The organism is Parasphingorhabdus sp. W113 (assembly GCF_055693205.1).
The window spans coordinates 1,380,942-1,405,624 of the sequence record NZ_CM146328.1; the positions used below are offsets into that span (position 1 = coordinate 1,380,942).

Here is a 24,683-nt window from a genome sequence, read left to right on the forward strand (position 1 = left end):
TTTTTACCTTGGAATATGCCAGATGGTGTCGCCAACCGAGAGATTCAGATTGGCAGCGCCCTGCGCGTCGATCGCGATGCCGTTATCGGTCGGTTTGATAAAGCCATAGCTGGCCTGGAAATCATGCAGCCGGCCGCAGGAGATGATCGATTTCAAACCATCTTCATCGTCAGAAATATCGCTGATCACCGCCGATTGGGCGTCGCGGACGCTGGTGACCTGATCGGTCTTTGCAATCATCGTTGGGCCACCGTCAAAAATGTCGACATAGCCGTCATAAGAGAAATTCTCGTTTTCCAGCATCCGCATGGCGGCGCGGCCATTGGGATGCGGGATGCCGATCGCGGCGCGCGCGGTTTCGCTCAGCATGGCGGTGTAAATCGGATGTTTCGGCATCAGATCGGCAATGAACTGATTGCCGTGGATCGCGTTGAAATAGTCTGCTTCCTGAAAGCCCATGCCGAAAAACCGGCCGGCCAGTCCGTCCCAGAATGGCGACCCGCCGGCTTCGTCAATCACTCCGCGCAATTCGGCGAACAGCCGATCCCCGAACCGGGCCCGGTGTTCCTTGATAAACAGATAGCGGCTGCGCGCGAGCAACATGCCCAATCCGCCAGCGCGCTCGCCGGGATGCAGAAAAAGCCCGCCGACTTCGCTGGCCCCTTCAAGGTCAGTCACCAGAGTCAGCATTTCCGCGCGAAAGGTGCGATCGAGCTCTTTGCTGGTCTGAGACAGCGTGCTCATGCGATAGGAATAGAACGGCCAGCTTTGACCGACTTTGGTAAACAGTTGCGATGTCCCGCGAACAACGCCGGTTTCGACATTTTCAAGCACCATGACAAAGAGGTCATTGCCATGATTCTCGCTGGCCTGATCAAAGGCTGCTGTCGAGCGTTCGAGTTTTTCCGTCAGCGAATTTTTATCTGGCGGGAGATTGGTAAACCCACCGCCGGTCAGCTTTGCCATTTCATACAGATGCTGCAGATCGTCGATCCGCGCGGCGCGTATTCTGAAACTCATAATCCCCCTGATCGGCGATGCGCAAGATGGTCAGCGCCGATAATTGTGTGCGTTCGACAAGGCTTCCGGTGATCAGAAACTCGTTGGAACTGTGAATCGCGCCGCCGCGGACGCCCATTGTATCGACAACCGGAATCCCGCAAGCAGCGATATTATTGCCGTCACAGACACCGCCCGTGCCGCGCCAGTTGATATCCAGGCCAAGATCAGCGCCGCAGCTTTTGACCAGATGGAACAATTTTTCTGCCTGTGGATCAATCGGCTTGGGTGGCCGACCAAAGCCGCCATGGCAATGAATGCTCAGGTCATGATCCCGGGCCAGTTGCCGGACCAATTGATCGAGAACAGTCTGGGCTTCCGCTTGATCGGCCAGCGTCTTTGGGCGGAAGTTTACCCGCAAGATTGCATGATCCGGAACCGCATTATTGGGGCCGCCGCCTTCGATTTTGGCCGGATTGACGCTCAACCCTTCCCTGTGCAGCGCCTTTAACTGCAAGGCCATGTCCGCCGCAGCGACTAGCGCGTTGCGGCCTTCATCGGGGTTGCGGCCGGCATGCGCGCTCTGGCCGGTAAATATGATCGAGAAATTTCCGCTGCCGCCGCGTTCGCCCGCTAGCGTGCCATCCGGCAGGGCAGGCTCATAGGTGAGCGCGGCCGCTTTGCCTTGGGCGCAGCGTGCGATCAATTGGGCGGAGGATGCGGAGCCGACTTCTTCGTCGCTGTTGATCATGATATCATAACCGATGCGATCGGCCTGTTCACTGGCCTCGAGCAATTGAAGGGCGCCGAGCATGACCGAAAGGCCGCCTTTCATGTCCGCGACGCCGGGGCCACCCAGCACGCCGTCCTCAAGCCATGTGAGTGATTGAAAGGCGTGATCTGCGGGAAAAACAGTATCCATATGACCGGTGAGCAAGATACGAACCGGCGCATCAGGGCGCACGACCGCGTGCAGATGCTCGCCGCGTTCAACCTGATCGACGCTTCCGTCCGGCCGTACGGCTTCTACCGGATCGGGGGCAATCAGATTGACCTCGCCAGGCAAGACCGAAAAGGCGTCGGCGAGAAGCCCGGCCACGGATTTCAGGCCGGCCAGATTGGTGGTTCCGCTATTGATTCTCGACCAGTCTTCAGTGCGCTGGAGCAGCGGCAAGCCATTCGCTTGTTCAAGGATCGGGGTTTCCGGCAGGGATGGGATTGTCATCCGCAACCGATAGCATTTGTAACCAATTGCTGTCACCTGTTTCCATGATTGAAGGCAATTTGATTTTCGGTCTTATGTCAGACCCTTGCATCTTCGATCAGAGCCAGGATTCCCCCATGAATTTCCCGCCATAATTGGCGTTCGTCATCAGCAGCGGACGGAATGGTTGCGGTGATGATATCGACCGCCGCGTCGACCAGACCGCCAAACCAGCTGTTATCGATCCGCAATGTCTCTTCATGATGCGGCACAGTGCTGCCGAACATGACCCGGATTTCTTGCGGCCGCTCGAGCCAGTTCATAAGGCAATAGACGACGCTTTCAACCATTTCGGCTTCCAGCTTCACACGGTTGCCAAGACCATGTTCATCAAAGGAAGCGCGCGCCTTAGGATGCAGGGCATAATAGCGCTGCATCACCGGTTCGGTAATATCGCCCAATTGCTCGGCCGCCCGCTCCAGACCGGTTTCGAGCAGCGCCAGTTTCTGATCCACATCCATAAGCGGCATTTTGTGGCGCATCTCTCGATCATCGGCAAGGATATGATTCGCGGCATTTACAAAATCGGCGTCACCAGCCATAGGATGCGACCGATTCCTCCCCGGATTATCTGCTTTTGCGCTCAGGCAATATTGTCGGGGCCGTGATGTGTTTTTGTCTATTTGAGGAACTGCCCATGTCCGAATATGTCCGTCAGAATGATATCCAGATTTCTGCGCTGTTGTTTGATTTCATCAATGAGCGCGCCTTGCCCGAAACTGGCGTGGATCTAGAGCAGTTCTGGGCTGGTTTTGCCGCGCTGCTGGGACGGTTCGCAGCGCGCAACGCCGCGCTTCTGGCCAAGCGGGAAAAGCTGCAATCGCAGATTGATGACTGGCATGTTGCAAACAAGGGCAAGCCGATCGATCAAGCCACGTATCAGGCCTTTCTGAGAGAGATTGGCTATCTGGTCGACGAGCCGGCCCCTTTTTCGATCACCACCGAAAATGTCGATCCGGAAATCGCGACCATGGCCGGGCCGCAGCTGGTCGTGCCGTCCCTCAATGACCGGTTCGTCCTGAACGCCGCCAATGCGCGCTGGGGCAGCCTCTATGACGCATTTTACGGCACTGATACCCTGGATGCAGCACCGGCGCAGCCCGGAGGTTATGATCCGGTGCGCGGTGCGGCCGTCATCAAGGCGGCGAAAGCGTTTCTGGACGAGGCCTTGCCACTCGCCAGTGGCAATTGGGCCGATTTAACCGATGTCAAAGAAAACGGCATTCTACTGCAAAATCCGGCCCAATATGTCGGAAAGAGCGACAAGGGGGCGTTGTTTGTCCATAATGGCCTGCATATTGAGGTGATTTTTGATGCGGACCATCCGATTGGAAAGGATGATCCGGCCAATATTGCGGACGTTTATCTGGAATCCGCGCTAACCACGATTATCGACATGGAGGATTCCGTCGCTGCGGTGGATGCCGAGGACAAGGTGCTCGCCTATAGCAATTGGCTTGGATTGATGCGCGGGGATCTGGCCGCGAAATTCATGAAAGGCGGCAAGGAAGCGGAGCGGCGCGCCAATCCCGACCGCGATTATGTCGATCCTGATGGCGCGGCGTTCAGCTTGCCCGGACGCAGCCTGATGTTCGTCCGCAATGTCGGTCATTTGATGACCAATCCGGCGGTATTGCTGGCCGATGGATCCGAAGCGCCAGAAGGCTTGCTGGATGGTGTGTTCACCAGCCTGATCGCGATGCACGATCTCAAAGGTCTCGGCGAGTTGCGCAACAGCAAGGCCGGTTCGATCTATATCGTGAAGCCGAAAATGCACGGACCAGAGGAATGCGCGTTCACCAATGATCTGTTCGATGCGGTCGAGGACCTGCTCGGTCTGGATCGCAACACGATCAAGGTGGGTGTCATGGACGAGGAGCGCCGAACCTCGGCCAATCTAGCGGCCTGTATCCACGCGGTGAAAGACCGGATCGTCTTTATCAATACCGGTTTTCTGGATCGGACCGGGGACGAAATTCACACCAGCATGCATGGCGGCGCCATGGTCGCCAAGGCGGACATGAAGGCGAGCGACTGGATTCAGTCCTATGAAGATCGCAATGTCGCGATTGGCTTGGCTTGCGGCATGTCCGGCAAGGCGCAGATCGGCAAGGGCATGTGGGCCGCGCCCGACCGCATGGCGGACATGATGGAACAGAAAATCAGCCACCCGATGACCGGCGCCAATACCGCTTGGGTGCCAAGCCCGACCGCGGCGACCTTGCACGCCATTCACTATCACCGTCTCGACGTCTTCGCGCGGCAGAAAGAGGTGGCTGGCAACGGTATTCCGGCGCTCGACAAATTGCTTACGATTCCCCTCGCGGAGGGGCATAATTGGTCGGCCGAAGAGATTGAGCGAGAACTGGACAATAATGCCCAGGGCATATTGGGCTATGTGGTGCGCTGGATCGATCAGGGCATTGGTTGTTCGAAAGTACCAGATATCAATGATGTCGGTCTGATGGAGGATCGTGCGACCTTGCGGATTTCCTCGCAGCACATGGCCAACTGGCTGCTCCACGGTGTTTGCACGGCGGAACAGGTTGATGCCGCTCTGCTACGCATGGCCGCCAAGGTTGATGGTCAAAATGCTGATGATCCGCTCTACCGGCCAATGGCCAGTGATCCCGATGCCAGTCTGGCGTTTCAGGCGGCGCGGGATCTGGTGTTCAAGGGCGTCGAGCAACCCAGTGGCTATACCGAGCCGCTATTGCATGCCTACAGGCGAAAGCTGAAAGCGTCCGCATAAGGCGGCCAGAGCGCTAAGATATCATCGTGAGATGGCGTGCGATCGCAACAAATTCTGCAACACTGACGGTTTCGGGGCGGCGGCTGCTGTCAACCGCAGCGGCGGCCAGGGCATCCAGTCCGCCAGGCAGGCCTTTCAGGCTTTGCCGCAGCATCTTGCGTCTTTGACTAAAGGCGACCTGAGTCAGCTTCTCGAGTATTTTCGGGTCGACACCTTCGGGCTGATCCGTTGGCGTGACATGCACGATCGCAGACATCACTTTCGGCGGCGGTGTGAAGGCTGACCGGTGGACCGTCATTGCCAGCTTGGCCTGGCTGCGCCACTGGGCGAGGATCGACAATCGCCCGTAGGCACTGCTGCCCGGAGCGGCGACGATCCGATCCGCCACTTCGCGCTGAAACATCAGGGTCAAGGACCGCCATTGTGGTCGCCAGGTCGCACCGGAAAGCCATTTGACGAACAGGGCAGAGCCCACATTATAGGGAAGGTTCGATACGATGTGGAACGGGCTGTCGAACAATGTGTCGGTATCAATCGCCAGCGCATCGTCCTGACTGACAATTAGCTGGCCAGGGAAATAGCCAGCCAGTTCTTCCAGGGCCGGCAAACAGCGCGGATCCCGTTCGACGGCGGTAACCTTTGCACCCGCCTGCAGCAGCGCCTGAGTCAGGCCGCCGGGACCGGGTCCCACTTCAAACACTGGGCAGCCCCGGATATCACCCGGAATCGCGGCGATTTTGGTCAGCAACTGGGTGTCGAACAGGAAATTCTGGCCCAAAGCCTTGTTGGCCGTCAGACCATGTTTCTTGATGACTTCGCGCAGCGGCGGGAGCGATGGATTGTCCGGCAAATCGGTCAACGATCGTAGATTTTTCGGTTTTCGACGGCGGTGGTTGCCATCTGAATGGCGGCAATCATCGAACGGGGATCCGCAATGCCCTGACCGGCAATGCCAAAAGCGGTCCCGTGATCGGGTGATGTCCGCACGATTGGCAGTCCGAGGGTCATGTTCACCCCGTCAAAAAAGTGCAGGGTTTTCAGGGGCACCAGCGCCTGGTCGTGATAGGGGCACAGCGCGACATCAAAGCGCGCGCGGGCCTCTTCGTGAAACATCGTATCCGCGGGCAGGGGGCCGGTAATATCCATGCCTTCGGCGCGCAATTCCGCAATGGCCGGTTCCATCACGCGCTTTTCCTCTTCGCCCAATGTTCCATTTTCACCGGCATGCGGATTCAATCCGGCCACGGCCAATCGCGGCTCGGTAATGCCAAAATTGCGCACCATCGCCTTTTGGGCGGCTTTGGCACGGGCGATGATCAGGGCATGACTGATCTGGCCTGGTACGTCTTTTAACGCGATATGGGTGGTCATCGGTATGACCCGCAAGGACGGGCCGGCGAGCATCATGACCGCATTCTCGCGAGCAATGCCGCAGCGTTCGGACACAAATTCGGTTTGGCCCGGATAGCGAAATCCAACCTTGTAGAGCTGGGATTTGGATACCGGCGCCGTAATCACCGCACTGGCGTCGCCAGAACGCGCGAGGCCGCAAGCAATTTCCAGCGCATGCAACGCACATTGCGCCCCATCCAATGTCGGTTGGCCCGGCTTTGTGTCTTCACCATTGTGAATATGCATCAAGGGCAGCGCATGGGGGAAAACATTGGCCGCTTCCGCCGGATCGCTGATTTTTACGACTGGGGTTTGGCCCTGTCGTTCAAAGTCAGCCACATTGCCTGCGACGAAAAACGCAGGAAACCCATATTTCTCACGGTCAATCCAGGATTTGCAAATGATCTCAGGGCCGATTCCAGCCGGATCACCGCACGAAATCGCGAAGGGTTTGTTCGACCCGGCCACGCACTAATTATATTCGATAATGGCGTCACGGCGAAGGTCGCGCAGATAGATTTGCGCGCGCTTGTTGATCCGCTCGTCTTCCAGTTGGGTCATGATCTGGTCGAACGACGGTGCTGCCGCTGTTTGCGGATCGTCTCGGCCACACAGGATCAGAACCCGGACGCCGTCAACCACCGAGCCGAATGGCTGGCTGGCCTGGCCGATCGGCAATTGTGCGATCGCGGTCTGCAATGGACCAGGCAAGTCTTTCAGCCGGACGCGATCATTGTCCACGACATCGGCGCCGATCTGGGCTGCCACTTCATTGGCTGCGCCGCAGCCTTTGATATTGCGGGTGGCTTCGGCAAATTGCGCCGCGCGTTCGGTAGCGCCTTCCTGGGTTGTTCCCTGTGGAAAGCTGATTGCGAGCTGCTTCAGGCTCAATATGGCGTTGCGCGGATCGGCGGTCAGGATCTGCCGTTGATCGATCAGATAGAGGATCGAAAAGCCACCGGGTACCGGAACCGGGCCAACGACCTGACCCACTTGCATCTGAACCGCGGCCTCGGCGAGAGATTGTGGCAATTGCTCCGGCCGCACCCAGCCCAGATCGCCGCCGGTCGCAGCAGTCGAAGCCTCGGAAAATTGCCGGGCATAGGCAACGAAAGAGCCACCCTGGCGGATTTGTGTCAAAATGTTGCGCATATTTGCCGCGACTTGCTCCGCTGCTTCCTGGCTCGCGGACATGTAAATTTCACCGATACGATATTCGGTACGGCCCTTGGATGCATTCAGCCGCTCGATGATCGAGTTTACCTCATCATCACCGACATTGATAAATGGCTGAATGTTCCGGCGCAGCAGACGGCTCCAGGCCAGTTCGCCTTTAATCTGCTGTTTCAAGGTATTGGTGGAAGAGCCTTTTGAACGCAGATAACTGTCAAACGCATTGATATCCTGTTTGAAATTCTGCTGGGCGACCTGATTGAACGTGGCCTCGATTTCATCCGATGAAATCAAAATCTCATTGGCTTCCGCTTCCTGGATCTGCAGCGTCTCGTCAATCAGATTGCGCAAGACTTGTAACCGCAGCCGCTGGCGTTCCTCGTCAGAAACTTCGCCGCCATTGGCGGCAACGATCAGAGCCAGGCGATGGCTGACATCGGTCCCGGTGATGATGTCGCCGTTGACCAGCGCGGTGGCGCGGCGCACGTTGGGATCATCTTCGCCAAAAATTGTCAGCTGTTCGGGAATGTTGAGACCGGTTTCAGGAACCACATTGTCCGCAACAGTCTGCGATGAAGAGGGGGTCGCGGCGGCAAGGGCCAAGCCGGCCACCATCATGAATTTCGTGCCCAGTGATGATATTTTGGTACGCATTACAATCATTTTTCGTTTCTTCTCAAACAGTAAGCAAAAATACTAGATTGGCCTTTAGCAAAGAAGGGCTGAACCTAATATGAGCAGTTGGTCTTGTCTAGCGCACGCCTTACACACCCAGGTTGCGCAAGGCCAGCCGGAACAGGAAGGTGCTGCCGCGCTCCGCGTCTCCGGTGTCCTCATAATCATAGCGCCAGGTCACCCCGAGTGACAAGCATCCGTCATCATAAGCGACGCCAATGCGGTGGCGAACCGGTTCGAAACCGTCCGCCGATGAAGTCGGATCTTCCCGGGCATCGGTCAAGTCGACAATGGCGGAACCGAAAACCGACCAATATTTGTCGATCTGATACCGGCCGCCAATCCGGACTTCTTCGCGGTCCCTCAGATCCTCCAGGTTTTCGCCGATATTACGATTGAGCCGCAAATAGCCAACCTGCACATAAGTGTCATTGGACCCGACTGTGGCATCAATCTCGTTCCGGCGGATCGCGAGATTATCCTTGTCTAGCCGATAGCGGTGGGTGAATTTGACAATGTCCTTGAACCGTACATTCGTCCGTCCCGCAATGTCGGAGAAGCGATCGGACAGGCCGGTGCCTTCCGGCACGATATTGCTGTTATTGGCCAGCCGGTAGCTTTGGCCGACAATCACATCCACCGCCAGATTGGGCCGGTCGAGATTCCATTCCAGGCCGTAGGTTGCCCGAACATTGTCTTCAAAGCGATCATAGCCGGGAAAGCGGTTGAGCGCGAACAAATTGGTGTCTTCCAGATCAACCGCCCGCGAATCCTCATTCGGCACGATCAGATTGGCAATGGCGGGCGAGGCGACCACTTGCAGGCGCGGTGTCAGCGTCTGGGTGCCGCCAAAGGCGGTGCCGATAAACGGCCATTTTATATCGACGGCGGCCGACGCAATGCCGCGCGCCTGCCATCCGCTTTCGCCGCGATAGATCGGCGTGCCGTTCAGTTCATTGTCGTCGCTGTTATAGACATCCCCGCGCACGAGGCCGGTAAATGTGATTTCCTGACCAAGGGTCGTCAGTTTTCGCAAATCCCAGCGGGCCGAAGCAAAGGCGCGTTGGGTATCCTGCCCTTCGCTGCGCGCAATGGCCAGGCTGTTCAGCTGTATCTGGGTTGTTCCGCCAAGCAGAGACTGGGTGAAGCGTTTTCTATAATCGACCACCGGCAGTGCAACCGGCACCTGGTTTTGGGGGTCGCCCGCGCGCAGGGTCTGAAACGCCCATCCGGCGAGAGAGAAATAGCTGCTGTCGTCAATCCGTTCGAGATTAATCGTCGAGCGCAGGCTGTCGTCGTCGCTAATGTCATAGCGGCGCAGGAACGTGCGGTCAGATGCGATCCGCGCCGAATGGGAAAGCGTCCAGTTCTCATCGAGAATGAAACGGCCGCTGGTCGCGAAATAGCCGCGAAAATCGCGTTCCGAATTGACCACGGGGCCAACGCCACTCGTGGGAATGCGCGAACTGTAGGTCGCATAACCGGTGAATTGAAAGGCGCCCTTTTCATCGAGATTGCGAAAGGTTCCGCTGATCAGCGGCGCGACTTCGGTAAAGACCTGAGTGGTGATGGTCGCATCCTGATTGGGCGCAAGATTGAAATAATAAGGCACCGACACCGCCACGCCATTGGTCGAATCAAAGCGCAGATTTGGCACCAGCAACCCGCTGCGATTTTCATTGCTGATCGGATGGGACAGGCCGGGCAGGGGAACCACCGGCAACCCGAATAATTCTATCCGTGCACCGTCATAGCTGACCCGCTTCTTGATCGGATCATAGCGCACCTTGACCGCCTTGATCTGCCAGCTGGGATTTTTTGGGCAGCCTTCGTCCGTGGTCACGGCACAAGCGGTATAGGCGGCATTGTCCAGGGTCAGCGAGCCGTCGCTAAACCGCTCTCCCTTGCGTGCCGCGAGACGGCTGCCATCTTCCAGAACCAGAAGCAGGTTTTCGATCACGCCGTCGCGCAAGCTATCGGTCAGCGTGATCTTGTCTCCATAAGCGGTATCGCCTTCAGGGCTGACGGAGCGAATATTGCCTTGCGCTTCGACAATACCGGTTTTGCGATTCCAGACAACCGAGTCAGAGCGCAGTTTGTAGCCATCCCGGTTGAGGATCACATCGCCAGTCGCGGTGACAACGTCATTCTCGAAATCATAATCGATGGAATCAGCGCTGAACGCGATCTCGTCTGATGCTTTGTTTGCGGCTGGCTGGGCGGCGAGCGGCGTCGCCTCGGACGTAGGTTTTGCGGTCTGCTCTTGCGCGATCGCGACTTCCGCGGAGGCGAAGGGCAGCGTCAGGGCTAGTGCAATCGCAGGGGCTTTGACTGACGAGAACAACTTGGCTTTAGCTCCATCACAATTCTGTGCAACAAGGACAGGGTCGACTTGCCTCCCATCCGGCCACCGCCCTATTGCATCAGAATGCGCGTGCTGCAAATTTTCTCTGTCAGAAATTTTCCAATACTCCCGGCAGACAGAACGGATCATCGCCCGGATGGAAATGATCATTGCATTGCCTGACCCAATCTTTCATTGATCGACCCTGAACAGACCGTAAACTATAATAAATCCAAATGCGTTTGATCCATTGATAAGGACGTTATACCCATGAAATTCGCTTACTCCGCCAGCCTCCCTGCTTCTTCTGATGCTTTGGCCATCGCCATTCCCAAGGATGGACTGGGCGGCGCGACTCTCGCGCTTGAACAAGCCGACACCGTGCGCGCAGCCGCTCAGGCCAGCCGGTTCGAAGGCAAGGCAGGGCAAGTGTTCCAGACTTTTGTGTCCGAAGCTGGCGCGGTACTGCAGATCATTCTGGTCGGGGTTGGCAAGGGCAGTCGTAACAATCTCGAAGCCGCGGGCGGTGCCGTGGTTGCAAAGCTGATCACGTCCGGCGTCAAGGACCTTGCGATCAGCGCTGAAGGTCTGGCCGAGGATCAGCTGGCCCGGCTGCTATTCGGTGCCAAATTGCGCAGCTGGCGGATCGACAAATATCGCACCACCATGCCGGAAACCAGCAAGCCGACCTTGTCGACGATCACTGTGCTCGACACCGCCATAGAAGGGTCTGTGCTGTGGAAGGATTTGTCGGCTGTGGCCGATGGCGTTGCACTGACCCGCGAACTCGTGTCAGAGCCGGCAAATGTCATTTACCCGGAGAGTTTCGTGGCACGCTGCGAAGAGCTCAAGGACCTCGGCGTTGAGTTTACTGTGCTGGGTCAGGAAGAAATGGAAAAGCTCGGCATGGGCGCGCTGTTGGGCGTCTCGCAGGGATCGGTCCGGCCGCCGCGGATGCTCGCCATGCGCTGGGACGGAACCGGCGGCGCTCAGAAAAAGCCGCTCGCTCTGGTCGGTAAAGGGGTGACCTTCGATACGGGCGGCATTTCGCTGAAACCGCCTCCAGGCATGGAAGACATGAAATGGGATATGGGCGGTGCAGGCGCCGTGGCGGGGACGATGAAAGCCTTGGCCGGACGCAAGGCCAAGGCCCATGTCGTTGGCATTTGCGGACTGGTGGAGAATATGCCCGACGGCAATGCCCAGCGGCCCGGGGACGTGGTTACCAGCATGAGCGGCCAGACCATTGAAGTGATCAACACCGATGCCGAAGGCCGTCTGGTGCTGTGCGATGCGCTCCACTGGACGCAGGAAACCTTTGAACCGGAGGTCGTCGTCAATCTCGCCACCCTGACCGGTGCGATCATCGTATCTCTGGGCAATGAACATGCCGGTTGTTTCAGCAATGATGACGGTCTGTCGGATGACCTGCTGTCGGCAGGCAAGACCGCCGGCGATCCGCTGTGGCGTTTTCCGCTGACCAGCGCTTATGACAAGCAGATCAATTCCCCGATCGCTGATATGAAGAATGTCGGCGGCAAGGGCGCGGGTTCAATCACCGCCGCCCAATTTCTCAAGCGTTTCATCAAGGATGGCGTGAAATGGGCCCATCTTGATATTGCTGGAATGGTCTGGGCGGACAAACCCGGTCCGGTCTGGGACAAGGGGGCAACCGGCTTCGGTGTGCGCCTGCTGGATCAATATGTGGCCGATAACTTCGAGCAATAAGGCGCGGTAAATCTTGCAGGTCGACTTTTATCATCTGACGCGGGATCCGGCCGAGAAACTGGTCCCCGTTCTGGCGCAGAAAACGCTGGATGCGGGCCAGAAAATGCTTGTTGTTTCGGGTTTTGTCAGTCAGCTGGAAAAGCTCAGCACTGCCTTGTGGCAGGCGGGGCCGAGCAGCTTTCTGGCCCATGATCTGGTCGGATCGCCCAACCAGGCCCTGCAACCGATCCTGCTGTCCGACCAGTGTGCCGCCGCCAACGGGGCTGAGTTTGTTGCGCTGACGGATGGCAAATGGCGAGACGAGGCGGCGGCGTTCAAACGCGCCTTCTATCTGTTTACGCCGGAGGAAATTGACGGCGCGCGCGGCGCCTGGCGGGATCTGTCCGGGCGTGATGACGTCACGCCCCGCTACTGGAAACAGGATGGCGGCCGCTGGGTTGAAGGCCCCTGATCCTCTCGCGAATTGCGCATTTGGGCGATTGGGTTTATCACGTTCTGGGGTCGCGCCCAATTTTGATGGACGGATATCATGAAAAACCCTGTTTTGGCCGCGACTCTGCTACCGGCACTTCTCCTCACTGCATCCTGCGGAAGCAGCGATGAAATCGCCTCCGGAACCTTTGATGACGGCGAGGGCGGCGAAGCGAGCTATTCGATCAGTGGAAAAGATGGCGACAGCGAGTCGGTGTTCAAATCGCAGGACGGCGAGGTGCGGATCAACACCGGTTCAAAGGCCAAAGTCGATTTGCCTTTGGGTGTTGACCTCTATCCAAACGCGGAAGTCGAAACCAGCGTGTCGACCAATGCCGACGGGAAACAGGGCATGATGGTCGTTTTCGTGAGCAAGGATGGCCAGGATGAGGTCATTGAATTCTATCGCGACCAGATGGAATCCAACGGTATCGAGGTTGTCGGAGAGGTCAAAACCGGTGACATGCAGATGCTCACCGGACAAGGCCCGGACGACAGTGGACTCAATATATCCGTCACCGATCAAGATGAAGGAGGCGTCACTGCGACGCTGATGATCGGCGGCTAGCCCGCGCCATGAAAGCCTTGGCTGTGGCTTGAGAAGCCTTGCCTTGCTCCACAAGTCCGGCTAGGGGCGGCGCAAATATCTTTCCAAGCCCCAATAGCAACACGAATACGGAGCAAATATCATGGCCGGCAACCGGACATTCTCGATTATCAAACCTGACGCAACCCGTCGCAATCTGACCGGTGCGGTCACCAAAATGCTCGAAGAAGCCGGCCTCCGCGTCGTTGCATCCAAGCGCATCCACATGACCAAGGCGCAAGCCGAGGGCTTTTATGCCGTGCACAAAGAGCGTCCCTTTTTCGGCGAGCTGGTCGACTTCATGATCAGTGGTCCGGTTGTCGTACAGGTTCTGGAAGGCGATAATGCCATGCAGCGCAACCGCGACATCATGGGTGCCACCAATCCGGCCGACGCCGCGCCAGGCACGATCCGCGGTGAACTCGCCGAGAGCATTGAGGCCAACACGGTCCACGGATCGGACAGCGATGAAAATGCGGCGATCGAAATTGCCTATTTCTTCAACGACGATGAAATTGTCGGCTAAACGGACGGCTAACGCGGTCGCTATCTGCTTGAGCCGTGATAAGAAAATCCCGTCTTTATAGATGGTTTTACCCGTTTTTAAGCATATTGCGCTAGGCATTTTCCCGCAACGCGGACAACCTGCTGACCAGTAGCAGGCCCCGTTGGTGGGAGAATGTGGGGCGTGAGACCGGCTGGACGGGATATCGGGTCTTGGGCCCTGCGCGTGCTGTGCATTTTTGCGGCCTGGGCGGCCCTGTGGGCGCCCGCCGCACAAGCTGCGACCTGCTCGCCTGCTGGCGCCCAAGGCGCTGCGCCCGCTGCCTGGCAAACCTACTGCTGGCTTGATTTTTCATCCTATAATGACGTGACGGCACGATCGGCGGCTGGTCAGAATTTTTCATTCGACTTGTCCGATGGTTCAACCCTGACATTCACTCTGCGCGCCACCAGCAGCACGGCCTCTGCCGCCGATGACCGGCCGGCGCCCAGCTGGAGCGGGGCAGCGGTTGGCAATTCGTCGTTTCTCAACATTCCCGGTCGGCCGATATTGTACATGGTCAATAGCGGCGCGCTGGTAAATTTCGTCTTTTCGAATATCACCATCATCCCGCCGCCCGGCGTTGCATCGATTACCAGCTTTGCCTTCGTGGCTGCCGATGCCGAGTCGACCGACAATAGCGAATATCTTGAATTTGGTACCAACGGCTCCAACTGGGAAATTCTGGATGCGGTCCCTCCGATTTCAGGCAGCCAGTTTCCGGTGCTGACCGGGGTCGGGACGCCGACATTCCGGGCCTCGGGCGGCGGCCAGACCGGCCGGGTGGGCGGATATATTGCGGGTACCAACACACCGACCAATGTGACCGCAACAATGCAGGGGCAGGGGCTCCAAGGCATGATGTTCGCCGTTCGCTTTGCCTCGATCACACTGAGCAAGACGATTACCGGCGCGCGGATCGATCCGAGCGATCAATTTACCTTTCAGATCACGTCGACCTCCTCCGGTGATGTGTTGGCTTCGGGGACCACTTCTGGGACCGGGAACGGACCGTTTCCTGCTGCGGTCATTTCCACCGCTTCGGGCATTCCGATCAGTTTGAGCGAAGTCGCTGAGGCTGGCAGCAGCAGTGCGCTCAGCCAGTATCGCGCCCAGCTCACCTGCACCAATGACAATCCCGGCTCGCCAACCGTGATGCCGACGAGTCAGGAAACCACCAATTACAGCTTTGGTTCGCTGGCCTTTGGAGATGCTGTGACTTGCACGTTCGACAACAGCGCCTTTCCGCACATAGCGCTTGAGAAAGAGCTGAGCGCGGCCGGGCGCATATTTGATACGGATCAGTTTCGTATCCGTATCCGCCAGGGCACGAGCAGCACCCTGGCCGCAAGCACAACCACCGGGACCGGGGCCGTCATCAGTAGCGCGCCAATCGGCATGACTCAGGCGATTGCGGGAAGCGCTTATCGGCTCGATGAGCTTGCGAGAGGGACGACAGATCTTGGCCGCTACACGGCGAGTCTGTCTTGCACCAATGCGTTCGCCGGATCGGCCACGGTTTTGCCAACATCACTGGCGACAGATTTTACCCCGCAACAAGGCGATGTCATTAGTTGTACGATCCTGAATAGCCGGGATCCTGCCAACGCATTGCTTGAAGTCAGCAAACTGTCCTTTGTGGTGTCGGATCCGGTCAACGGAACAACCAATCCCAAAGCGATTCCCGGGGCCATAGTCCGCTATCAGATCCAGGTGATCAACCGCGGTGATGCTCCGGTTGACAGCAGCTCGATCGCGATTAGCGACATTTTACCGGATGATCTTGTCTATAATGGCGCCACACCGGTCATGTTCACGGAAGGCAGCACCGCGAGCGGTCTCGATGCCTTCGATGCGGCGACAATGGTGGACTATTCCGATCAACCGTCCGGGGGTGCACCTTATGGCTATGCGCCGAGCACATCGGGTGTTGATGCCAATGTCACGGGACTGCAGGTCAATCCGTCGGGCGTCATGAGCGCATCCAACGGCACCGATCTGCCGAGCTTCACCATCATGTTCGAGGCACAGATCAACTAACGGGTCGATCCCGCGGACAATCAGTCCGGCCGCGGGTTGGCCTCGTCATAGCGTTCCCAGTCATGAAAGGCTTCGCGCCGGACGATGATCCACTGACCGTCGCGTTTCTCCATCGTGTCGCAATAGCGGCCGGCGACGATCCAATCGGTCGCCTTGCCATTGGTCGGGATCGGCCCAAATTCGGGGACCCCTTCTTCGATGTAGTGATAGGCGACGAAATTGGCTTCGGTCGAGGCCGTCTTGCCACCCTCGTCAAAGGCAATATGGACATTGCTGATCGAGTGGTGGGTGGCCGGAACGCGTTCGAGAATTTCGCTGGCGAAGGTCACGAACAATTCCGGAGGGCCTTCGAACTCGCCATGTTTGTGGACATGATCATCAGCGAAGCAACTGCGGACCAGAGCCCAGTCTTTGCGATCAATGCCTTTGCAATAGCGGTGCAGCAGATCACGAATATCTTCCCGGGCGCTCAGTTCTTCCAGACGATCCACTACACTCTCCTCCATAATGCTAGGCAAAGGGATTAGCATGTGCTGCTAATCTCTGGATAGTTGGCAAAAAAGAGAGGGATGAACATGGGTAGGCTTGAAGGCAAGGTTGCGATTATCACCGGCGCTGCAAAGGGGTTGGGCGAAGCGGATGCCCGGATGTTCGCGCGGGAAGGGGCGACCGTGATTCTCACCGATATGGACAAGGCCAATGGCGATCGCGTGGCTGCTGAAATCGGCGAGAAAGCCGAATTTCATGTCCAGGATGTCCGCGATGAGGCGGGCTGGGAAGATCTGATTGCCGATGTGGTATCGCGGCATGGCAAGCTCGATATTCTGGTCAACAATGCGGGCGTTGTGGAGCCGGGGACAATCGAAACCCAAACCGCTGATGAATATCGTTTCGTCATGGCGGTCAGCGCGGACGGGACTTTTTTCGGCTGCAAATATGCCGTGCCGGCGATGCGCGCCTCCGGTGGCGGGTCGATTGTCAACATGGCGTCTATCGCCTCGGTGCAGGGGGAGCCGATTGTGGTTGCCTATGCCGCGGCCAAGGGCGCGGTGGAGAGCTTGACCCGGAGCGTGGCGGTGCATTGCGCCAACAACCAGTATAATATTCGTTGCAACAGCGTGCATCCGGCCGGTATCTTGACTCCGATGGTCGAGGATATCGGAACAAAATTGATGGATCGCGGCGATCTGCGCCCAGCCAGTGAAGGGCCAGCGCCGAGCGCCTTGGGCGAGCCGGATGACATCGCGCATACCGTCCTGTTTCTAGCATCGGATGAATCCAAATTCATCAATGGCGCCGCGATCCGCGTCGATAATGCCAAGTCTGTGGTTGAAGGAGTGGTGCCATAGCGAAGCGGGGTAAGGGCACAGGCAAACGCATCGAAAAGCAGAATTTCCCGCAGAAAACCTGTCTCACCTGCGGCCGCCCGTTTTCCTGGCGGAAAAAGTGGGAAGATGTCTGGGATGAGGTCCGCTATTGCTCCAAACGCTGTCGCAGCGGCCGCTGAACTAAAAGTCCTTATGGCATTCCACTTGCCATCATGAGGATGGTTGGATTAGGTCATTCATATGAATTCTGAGGATGGGAACAACAACGGTCACGATTCGGTACCCCCGGTCAAACCGCCAAAAAAGTCAGTTCAAGCGCTGATCGAGAAGAGCCCGATTGCGTCTGTCATCAGCAATCCTCGTCTGACTGACAATCCCATTGTTTCCGTCAATGAAGCCTTTTGTGAACTGACCGGCTATGAGTCCGAGTTCATATTGGGTCGCAACTGCCGCTTTCTGGCTGGCCCGGCCACCGAACCCTGGCTGACCGAGGAAATTCGCCGCGGCGTGCGCGAGCGCAAGCCCGTATTGGTTGAAATCCTGAATTACAAAAAAGACGGCACGCCGTTTCAAAACGCGGTTCTGGTCGCGCCGTTATTTGATGATGACGGCGAACTCGAATATTTTCTGGGTTCCCAGGTCGAAATTGATGGCGATGGTCCCAGTCTGGCAAAGGCGCGGCGCATGAAGGCGGTGGAAACCGTCAAGGATCTGTCAAAACGGCAGCGGGAAGTGCTGAAATTTATCGCGCAGGGCATGTTGAACAAACAGATCGCGCATGAGCTGGAGCTGAGCGAGCGGACGATCAAAATGCATCGCGCGATTTTGATGAAGCGCCTCGAAGCACCGAGCGCTGCCGATATGGTGCGGCTCGCCGTGGAAGCCGGCATGTAGCCTTGGTCGGCGTCGCTACGGCCCTATTGCCGTATCGGCGCGTTTTACCAATTAAGCTAAACACGTCTGGTATCGCGACTGGAACAGTCATCCCAGATCTAAAGATTTTGGGCGGCAAATCCTCCCTCCTCCTTGTCGCTCCAGATTTTGTTTCAGTTCGCGATACGCTATTTCTCTAAAATTCTTCTGCGATCGCAATAAGTTTGGTCAGCCGTTTTGGTGCGACCAGCTGCCAGCTCGTGCGCAGGCGCTGGGCGATATGATCCCAATCCGTGCGCCCGGTATCAAGCCGAATCGCGATCCATCCCGATTTGCCGTAAAATTTGGGCGCATAGTAAAGCTCCGGATCGGCATCCAGCAGAGCCGCCTGTTCATCGAGGCCGCTGGTTTTGACGAACACGGCTGTGCCGGATTCTCCGAAATGCCGTTGCGAGAAATAGGCAAAATATTTGCCGGTCTTTTCGCTGCCCACGCGCCAGCCAGGTGTCCCGAAGCTGGGGCGTTCATGGGTTTCTTCCAGCGCCAGCGCGTGACGGCGCACCTGATCCAATATCCAGTCAGGGTCCTGCTCGCGGGTTACATAGCGCGCCAGCGTCGCCGGATAGAGTTGATGCTCAGCCATCAAGATGCGCTCGGCAAGGGAATCCGCATCATCCTGCGGCAGGATGGCAACCGCAGTCTGCCCCAGAACCTCGCCGTCATCCAGCTCCGGCGTGACCAGATGGACGCTGCAACCGGCATGGCTGTCGCCGGCGTCCAGTGCCCGTTTGTAGGTGTCCAATCCCTTATATTTCGGAAGCAAACTCGGATGGATATTGAGCATCCGGTCTTGCCAGCGATCGACAAATTCGTCGCTCAATATCCGCATATAGCCAGCAAGCGCGACATAGTCGGCGCCGGATTGGGCGATCGCCTCCTGCATGATATTGTCATGGTCGGCACGGCCCATGCCTTTGTGCGAATGGGAAAAGGTGGCAATGCCTTCGGCCGCCGCCAATGTCAGCCCGCTGGCGTCGGGATTATTCGAAGCCACCAGAGCAATTTCATAAGGGCAGTTTTTCTCTTTTGCCGCGTAGAGCAGAGCCGCCATGTTCGAGCCGCGCCCGGAAATCAGAATCGCGATTTTGGCTCGATCTGTCATTTCCGTTCAGCCATTATGCGTTGCTGTCCAGTTCTGCCGCGCCGACCATGTGCCAGCGCTGCCGGCAACCGTACAGCCGGTTGTTCCGGCCCGGATACGTCCAACCGTGTAAACCGTCTCTCCGGCCTGTTCCAATTCGCTCGCAACCGCGGCGGCATCCTCGGGCGATACACCAAGGACCATGCCGACACCGCAATTGAAGGTCCGCGCCATTTCTTCCGGTTCGATATTGCCTTGCGCCTGCAGGAACGCCATCAGCCGCGGCTGATCCCAGGCATCGGCGTCGACTTCAGCATGCATGCCTTCGGGCAAGACCCGGGGAATATTCTCGAGCAATCCGCCACCGGTTATGTGCGCGAGCGCCTTGATCCGACCGGATTGCATCACCGGGAGTACCGATTTTACATAAATACGGGTCGGTGCGATCAACGCCTCGATCAGCAGCCGATCCGGATCAAACAGGGCAGGGCGATCCAGTTTCCAGCCCTTGTCTTCCGCGAGTCGGCGCACCAGCGAATAGCCATTGGAGTGGACACCGGAAGAAGCCAGCGCCAGCAGGACATCGCCTTCGGCGAGTTGCGCGCCAGTCACCGCCTTGGATCGCTCCACCGCGCCGACACAAAAACCCGCCAGGTCATAGTCGCCATCCGCGTACATGCCGGGCATTTCCGCGGTTTCGCCGCCAATCAGTGCACAGCCGGCCATTTTGCAACCCTCGGCAATGCCCGCAACAACACGCTCTGCCACGCCGTTTTCCAGCTTGCCAGTGGCGAAATAGTCGAGGAAAAACAGTGGTTCAGCGCCCTGGACGATGAGATCGTTGACGCACATGGCGACCAGGTCAATGCCGACGCTGTCATGGCGATCATAGTCGATCGCCAATTTGAGCTTGGTTCCAACGCCGTCATTGGCCGCAACCAATAGAGGATCGTCGTAACCCGCTGCTTTCAGATCAAAAAATCCGCCAAATCCGCCGAGTTCGGCATTGGCGCCGGGGCGAGCTGTGGCTTTCGCCAGAGGAGCGATTGCCTTGACCAGCGCGTTACCCGCCGCAATCGACACACCGGCCTTCGCATAGGTGTAAGATTCGGGCTGGTCCTGATCCATGTTTTGTTTGTCACTCATGAAATAGGCGATTAGACAAGTCGTGGGTGGATTTCCACGTCATAATCGTCAAAAGAGCGGAAATGAAATTTTTGGCCACATTTAAACACCAGATTGCAGCTCTTTTTGGGCTCTTGGCTCTGATCACCGGCGGACTGGTCTATGCGCAGCTCGAAGGCGGCGCGCGCGGCGTTGCGCCGCTGGCCAGCAGCGGCGACTTTGAAGTCATGGGTGTGGAAGTCGATGTGCGGGGCAAGAATGCCTTTGATGCGCGGAAAAAGGGTTGGGAAGAGGCCCAGCGCAAGGCATGGAAAATGATCTATGCCCGCACACAAGGCGGCAAAACCGCCGGGTTGTCCGACAGCGCGCTCAACAATATCGTGTCGGCCATTGTGGTCGAAGAAGAGAATATTGGCCCGAAACGCTATATTGCCAAGCTGGGGGTCATGTTCGACCGTGCCCGGGCCGGGCAGATATTGGGTGTCGGCGGCCGGCGTCTGCGATCACCGCCTTTGCTGGTCCTCCCGATCATGTGGAGTGGCGGGTCCCCGCAAGTGTTCGAGAACCAGACCGAGTGGCAAAAGGCCTGGGCGCGTTTTCGGGCGGGTGACAGCGCGATCGACTATGTCCGTCCTTACGGATCCGACAGCGAATCACTGGTGCTGACCGCCGGGCAGGCGGAGCGGCGGGATCGCCGCTGGTGGCGGACGATATTGGACCAGTTTGGTGCCGCTGATGTCATCGTTCCCATTGTTCGATTGCATCATGAATATCCAGGCGGTCCGGTCACCGCACGGTTCAGCGCTCGCTACGGACCCGACAGCAAATTTATCGACAGCTTCACGCTGAAAACCGGATCCAGCGCTGGTATTCCGGCGATGATGGACCAGGCGATCAAGCGGTTCGACAATCTCTATACCAACGCCTTGTCGCGCGGCATATTGCGCACCGACAAATCGCTGATCATCGAGGATCCGATTGATCTCGAGGCGCTGGAACAAGAGATTGAAGCCGAACTGGCCGCCGACGGGGTCAGCAGCATCGACAGCGGATCGAGCGGCAGTGCGGAAACCGCTGCCGCCAATGCGGAAAGCAGCGAAGCGGCGGCGGCCGTCACAACGGCTGCAACAACCACGGTGACGATTCAGTTTGATACGCCAGATGTCGGCGCGGTTGGCCGCGGTGAATCGGCTTTGCGCGGCGTGCCTGGCGTGTCGTCGGCATCGACATCCAGTCTGGCGCTTGGCGGGGTTTCGGTGATGCGAGTGACTTATGCTGGTGATCTTTCCAGTCTCGCATCGGCGCTGCGATCGCGCGGCTGGCAGGTGCAGCAAGGCGCCGGTGCCCTGCGGATCAGCCGCACGGCAAGCCCAGCGCCAACAGGCGGCTCGACCGGGAGTGACGAGCAGGAACAGTGAGCCAGATCGGGTTGCCTTTCGACAGTTTGGCGGTTGCCGAGGATGACGGTTATGTCGTGACGGACGCCAATCGCACCGCGCACGACCATATCCAGAATGTCCAGAACTGGCCCAATTTGACCGCCATATTGATCGGCCCCCCGGCATCCGGAAAGTCGGCTATGGCGCGCCAGTTCGCGAGCGATTGTGGTGGTAAAGTGGTCGATGATGCGGCAAAGTCTTTTGACGATATGCTGTTCCATCTCTGGAACCGCTGTCAGTTGGAAACGCGACCTCTGTTGCTGGTTTCCCGGTATCCGGTCAGTGCCTGGAACATCGTGCTGCCGGATTTGCAATCTCGCCTGTCGGCTGCCCAGCTGGTGACAATTGGCGATCCCGATGACGCCATGATTGATGGATTGTTGCACAAATATTTTGCCGCACGGGGCTTGTCGATTTCCCCGGAAGCCGTTGCGTATCTGAGTAAGCGGATGGAGCGGACCTATGAGAATATTCAGCTTTTGGCGCGCACAATGGACAAACTTGCTATAGAGAGAAAAAGCCGATTACGCGCGCCATTGCAATTGGTGCGCTGCAAGAATCGGGGGGCGGTCGGAATCCGGCCAGACCGAGGAGCAACAGGAAAGTTAAATGGACAGCATTATCCCCCATGCCCCTGAATCCGAAGAGGATGATCTTGTTCTTCCGCACAGCGAAGAGACAGGATCGGAACGCTATTTCAATCGGGAGTTGAGCTGGCTTGGTTTCAACGAACGGGTGATTGAGGAAGCCGAAAACACATCGCATCCGCTTTTTGAACGCCTACGCTTTCTGTCGATATCGGGGAATAATCTCGATGAGTTTTTCATGGTTCGCTTTGCCGGCCTGGTCGGCCAATTTCGGCAGAATATTGAAGAACGCTCCGCCGATGGCCTGACCGCTAGCCAGCAATTGCTCGCGATCGCCACCCTGTCGGACAAGCTGATGTTGAAACAGCAGCACGTGTGGAGCGATCTGTGCAAGGCGCTCGGTGATGAGGAAATCTCGGTTTTGCCAGCGCACGCACTGGGCGCGGATAATCAGCGCTGGCTGCACGATCATTTCGTCGATCAGATTTTTCCGGTGCTGACTCCCCAGGCGCTTGATCCCGCGCATCCTTTTCCGTTCATTCCGAACAAGGGGCTCAGTCTGGTTTTTGATCTGGTCCGGCAATCGGACCAGCAGCGCATCCGGGAACTGGTGATGATTCCCTCCGGACTGCAGCGATTTATCCGTATTCCGGGTGATAAGGCCATTTATGTGTCGGTCGAATCAGTCATCCAATACCATTCCAAACAGCTGTTCCCCGGCTATGACGTTGCCAATAGCGGGATGTTCCGGATCATTCGGGATAGCGATATCGAGGTTGAGGAAGAAGCTGAAGATCTGGTCCGCTATTTTCGCAGCGCGATCAAGCGCCGGCGCCGGGGCGATGTTATCCGGCTGGAAATGGGTCCCGGCCTGTCCGACTCCGTGGTGGCGATGTTGCGGGAAAATTTGCTCACCGAAGGCGCGACCGAAAGTCGGGTCGAGGGACTGGTGGGTATCGGGGATCTTGATCTGCTGTTTGACGAGGATCGCCCCGATCTCAAATTCCCGCCCTATAGCCCGCGCTTTCCGGAACGGATTCGGGAACATGGTGGCGATTGTTTCGCGGCGATCAGGGACAAGGATATTCTGGTTCATCACCCTTATGAATCATTCGAAGTGGTGATCGAGTTTCTGCGGCAGGCGGCGGCCGACCCAGATGTCGTGGCGATCAAGCAGACGCTATATCGGGCGGGCAAGCAATCGGCGGTGATCCGGGCGCTGATCGATGCGGCCGAAGCCGGCAAATCAGTAACTGCGGTGGTCGAATTGAAAGCGCGGTTTGACGAGGAGCAGAACCTGCTCTGGGCAAGCGCGCTGGAGCGGGCAGGGGTTCAGGTGGTCTATGGCTTTATCGAGTGGAAAACCCACGCCAAGATATCCATGATCGTACGCAAGGAACAGGAAGGCTATCGGTCCTATTGCCATTTCGGTACCGGCAATTATCACCCCGTCACGGCCAAGATTTATACCGATCTGAGCTTCTTCACCGCCGATCCCAAGGCGGGCCGGGATGCGGCGCAACTGTTCAATTATATTACCGGCTATGTCGAACCGGAAAAACTCGAACTGATCTCGATGTCGCCGCGCTATTTGCGGCGCGACCTGATGGCACTGATCGACCGCGAGATTGACAATGCTCGGGCCGGAAAGCCCGGGATGGTGTGGGCGAAAATGAACTCGCTGGTTGACCCGGCATTGATTGAAAAACTCTATGCGGCGAGCAATGCCGGCGTGGAAATTGATCTGGTCATTCGCGGCATCTGCTGTCTGCGTCCGGGCGTGCCCGGCCTGTCGGATCATATCCGGGTCAAGTCGGTCATCGGCCGGTTTCTCGAGCATAGCCGCATCTGGGCCTTCGGCAATGGACAGGAATTGCCGAATGATGGCGCTGCGCTTTACATCAGTTCCGCAGACTGGATGCCACGCAATCTGGATCGCCGCGTCGAATATATGATCCCGATAACGAACAAGACCGTCCACGACCAGATATTGGACCAGGTGATGGTGGCGAACCTGATTGATGACGAACAAAGCTGGGAGCTCAACGCGGATGGCAGCTACACCCGCAGCACGCCCTCCGAGAAGCCCTTTAATCTCCATCGCTATTTCATGACCAACCCGTCGCTGTCGGGCCGCGGAAAAGCGCTCAAGAAAAGCAACGCCGTGCCGCGCCTGTCGCTACGACGACGCAAGAAAAAGGCAGGGTAAGCGTCCAGCTATG

The 24,683-nt window shown here is 57.5% G+C and carries 22 protein-coding genes; 12 read left to right on the forward strand and 10 right to left on the reverse strand.

The genetic code is table 11. From position 1 onward, the window contains the following. Positions 1–3: 3 nt before the first annotated feature. From ACZ1GS_RS06570 to ACZ1GS_RS06580, 3 genes are all read right to left on the reverse strand, one after another. Positions 4–1,020, reverse strand: a complete 1,017-nt coding sequence (locus tag ACZ1GS_RS06570; protein WP_472697680.1) for an arginine N-succinyltransferase — start codon at positions 1,018–1,020, stop codon at positions 4–6. After that, positions 968–2,224 (reverse strand): hydrolase, encoded by a 1,257-nt coding sequence (locus ACZ1GS_RS06575; protein WP_472697681.1) that lies wholly within the window; start codon positions 2,222–2,224, stop codon positions 968–970. The genes ACZ1GS_RS06570 and ACZ1GS_RS06575 overlap by 53 nt, the downstream gene beginning before the upstream one ends. A 77-nt stretch (positions 2,225–2,301) precedes the next feature. Further along, complete coding sequence (locus tag ACZ1GS_RS06580) at positions 2,302–2,805, reverse strand: hypothetical protein (RefSeq protein WP_472697682.1); 504 nt, start codon at positions 2,803–2,805, stop codon at positions 2,302–2,304. A gap of 95 nt (positions 2,806–2,900) precedes the next feature. Here ACZ1GS_RS06580 and ACZ1GS_RS06585 point away from each other — a divergent pair, with 95 nt between their 5' ends. Further along, positions 2,901–5,015, forward strand: coding sequence for a malate synthase G (locus tag ACZ1GS_RS06585; RefSeq protein ID WP_472697683.1), 2,115 nt, complete (start codon positions 2,901–2,903; stop codon positions 5,013–5,015). Positions 5,016–5,028: 13 nt separating this feature from the next. On the opposite strand, the gene rsmA is transcribed toward ACZ1GS_RS06585, so the two are convergent. The 4 genes from rsmA to ACZ1GS_RS06605 form a co-directional block, all read right to left on the reverse strand. Then, positions 5,029–5,865 carry a 16S rRNA (adenine(1518)-N(6)/adenine(1519)-N(6))-dimethyltransferase RsmA gene (gene rsmA, locus ACZ1GS_RS06590; RefSeq protein ID WP_472698080.1) on the reverse strand — a complete coding sequence of 279 codons (837 nt, stop codon included), beginning with the start codon at positions 5,863–5,865 and terminating at the stop codon, positions 5,029–5,031. A gap of 5 nt (positions 5,866–5,870) precedes the next feature. After that, a complete protein-coding gene (gene pdxA / locus ACZ1GS_RS06595; RefSeq protein ID WP_472697684.1) occupies positions 5,871–6,875 on the reverse strand; it encodes a 4-hydroxythreonine-4-phosphate dehydrogenase PdxA in 1,005 nt (334 codons plus the stop codon). A gap of 3 nt (positions 6,876–6,878) precedes the next feature. Beyond that, positions 6,879–8,243 (reverse strand): peptidylprolyl isomerase, encoded by a 1,365-nt coding sequence (locus tag ACZ1GS_RS06600; RefSeq protein WP_472697685.1) that lies wholly within the window; start codon positions 8,241–8,243, stop codon positions 6,879–6,881. Positions 8,244–8,343: 100 nt separating this feature from the next. Beyond that, the gene (locus tag ACZ1GS_RS06605; protein WP_472697686.1) at positions 8,344–10,599 is read right to left on the reverse strand and encodes an LPS-assembly protein LptD; all 2,256 of its coding nucleotides are present in this window, start codon (positions 10,597–10,599) and stop codon (positions 8,344–8,346) included. A 270-nt stretch (positions 10,600–10,869) separates the two neighbouring features. Between ACZ1GS_RS06605 and ACZ1GS_RS06610 the strand changes: the two genes are divergently transcribed. The 5 genes from ACZ1GS_RS06610 (at position 10,870) to ACZ1GS_RS06630 (ending at position 15,968) form a co-directional block, all read left to right on the forward strand. Then, on the forward strand, positions 10,870–12,327 hold the full coding sequence (locus ACZ1GS_RS06610; RefSeq protein ID WP_472697687.1) for a leucyl aminopeptidase: 1,458 nt from the start codon (positions 10,870–10,872) through the stop codon (positions 12,325–12,327). A 13-nt stretch (positions 12,328–12,340) separates the two neighbouring features. Further along, positions 12,341–12,778, forward strand: coding sequence for a DNA polymerase III subunit chi (locus tag ACZ1GS_RS06615; protein ID WP_472697688.1), 438 nt, complete (start codon positions 12,341–12,343; stop codon positions 12,776–12,778). Between the two features lie 78 nt (positions 12,779–12,856). Further along, complete coding sequence (locus ACZ1GS_RS06620; protein WP_472697689.1) at positions 12,857–13,366, forward strand: hypothetical protein; 510 nt, start codon at positions 12,857–12,859, stop codon at positions 13,364–13,366. Between the two features lie 121 nt (positions 13,367–13,487). Next, complete coding sequence (gene ndk, locus ACZ1GS_RS06625; RefSeq protein ID WP_472697690.1) at positions 13,488–13,910, forward strand: nucleoside-diphosphate kinase; 423 nt, start codon at positions 13,488–13,490, stop codon at positions 13,908–13,910. 162 nt (positions 13,911–14,072) lie between these two features. Beyond that, positions 14,073–15,968 carry a CshA/CshB family fibrillar adhesin-related protein gene (locus ACZ1GS_RS06630; RefSeq protein WP_472697691.1) on the forward strand — a complete coding sequence of 632 codons (1,896 nt, stop codon included), beginning with the start codon at positions 14,073–14,075 and terminating at the stop codon, positions 15,966–15,968. 20 nt (positions 15,969–15,988) lie between these two features. Here the strand turns inward: ACZ1GS_RS06630 and ACZ1GS_RS06635 are convergent, their stop codons facing one another. After that, a complete protein-coding gene (locus ACZ1GS_RS06635; protein WP_472697692.1) occupies positions 15,989–16,459 on the reverse strand; it encodes a nuclear transport factor 2 family protein in 471 nt (156 codons plus the stop codon). 84 nt (positions 16,460–16,543) lie between these two features. On the opposite strand from ACZ1GS_RS06635, the gene ACZ1GS_RS06640 reads away from it, so the two are divergent. The 3 genes from ACZ1GS_RS06640 to ACZ1GS_RS06650 all read left to right on the forward strand — a co-directional run bounded on the left by ACZ1GS_RS06640 (position 16,544) and on the right by ACZ1GS_RS06650 (position 18,190). Continuing rightward, entirely contained in the window at positions 16,544–17,317 is a 774-nt protein-coding gene (locus ACZ1GS_RS06640) for an SDR family oxidoreductase (RefSeq protein WP_472697693.1), read from the forward strand. A gap of 29 nt (positions 17,318–17,346) precedes the next feature. Further along, entirely contained in the window at positions 17,347–17,475 is a 129-nt protein-coding gene (locus tag ACZ1GS_RS06645) for a DUF2256 domain-containing protein (RefSeq protein WP_472698081.1), read from the forward strand. Positions 17,476–17,536: 61 nt separating this feature from the next. Further along, positions 17,537–18,190, forward strand: a complete 654-nt coding sequence (locus ACZ1GS_RS06650; protein WP_472697694.1) for a LuxR C-terminal-related transcriptional regulator — start codon at positions 17,537–17,539, stop codon at positions 18,188–18,190. A 175-nt stretch (positions 18,191–18,365) separates the two neighbouring features. Here the strand turns inward: ACZ1GS_RS06650 and purN are convergent, their stop codons facing one another. Both purN and purM read right to left on the reverse strand, forming a co-directional pair. Further along, on the reverse strand, positions 18,366–19,331 hold the full coding sequence (gene purN / locus ACZ1GS_RS06655) for a phosphoribosylglycinamide formyltransferase (protein WP_472697695.1): 966 nt from the start codon (positions 19,329–19,331) through the stop codon (positions 18,366–18,368). A gap of 6 nt (positions 19,332–19,337) precedes the next feature. Beyond that, the gene (purM, locus tag ACZ1GS_RS06660; protein ID WP_472697696.1) at positions 19,338–20,456 is read right to left on the reverse strand and encodes a phosphoribosylformylglycinamidine cyclo-ligase; all 1,119 of its coding nucleotides are present in this window, start codon (positions 20,454–20,456) and stop codon (positions 19,338–19,340) included. A gap of 62 nt (positions 20,457–20,518) precedes the next feature. Between purM and ACZ1GS_RS06665 the strand changes: the two genes are divergently transcribed. The 3 genes from ACZ1GS_RS06665 to ACZ1GS_RS06675 are packed head-to-tail and all read left to right on the forward strand — an operon-like array spanning position 20,519 to position 24,670. After that, positions 20,519–21,853, forward strand: coding sequence for a heavy-metal-associated domain-containing protein (locus ACZ1GS_RS06665; RefSeq protein ID WP_472697697.1), 1,335 nt, complete (start codon positions 20,519–20,521; stop codon positions 21,851–21,853). After that, entirely contained in the window at positions 21,850–22,512 is a 663-nt protein-coding gene (locus tag ACZ1GS_RS06670) for a P-loop NTPase family protein (protein WP_472697698.1), read from the forward strand. Before ACZ1GS_RS06665 ends, ACZ1GS_RS06670 begins: the two co-directional genes overlap by 4 nt. Continuing rightward, a complete protein-coding gene (locus ACZ1GS_RS06675) occupies positions 22,484–24,670 on the forward strand; it encodes an RNA degradosome polyphosphate kinase (RefSeq protein ID WP_472697699.1) in 2,187 nt (728 codons plus the stop codon). Before ACZ1GS_RS06670 ends, ACZ1GS_RS06675 begins: the two co-directional genes overlap by 29 nt. Positions 24,671–24,683: the final 13 nt, after the last annotated feature.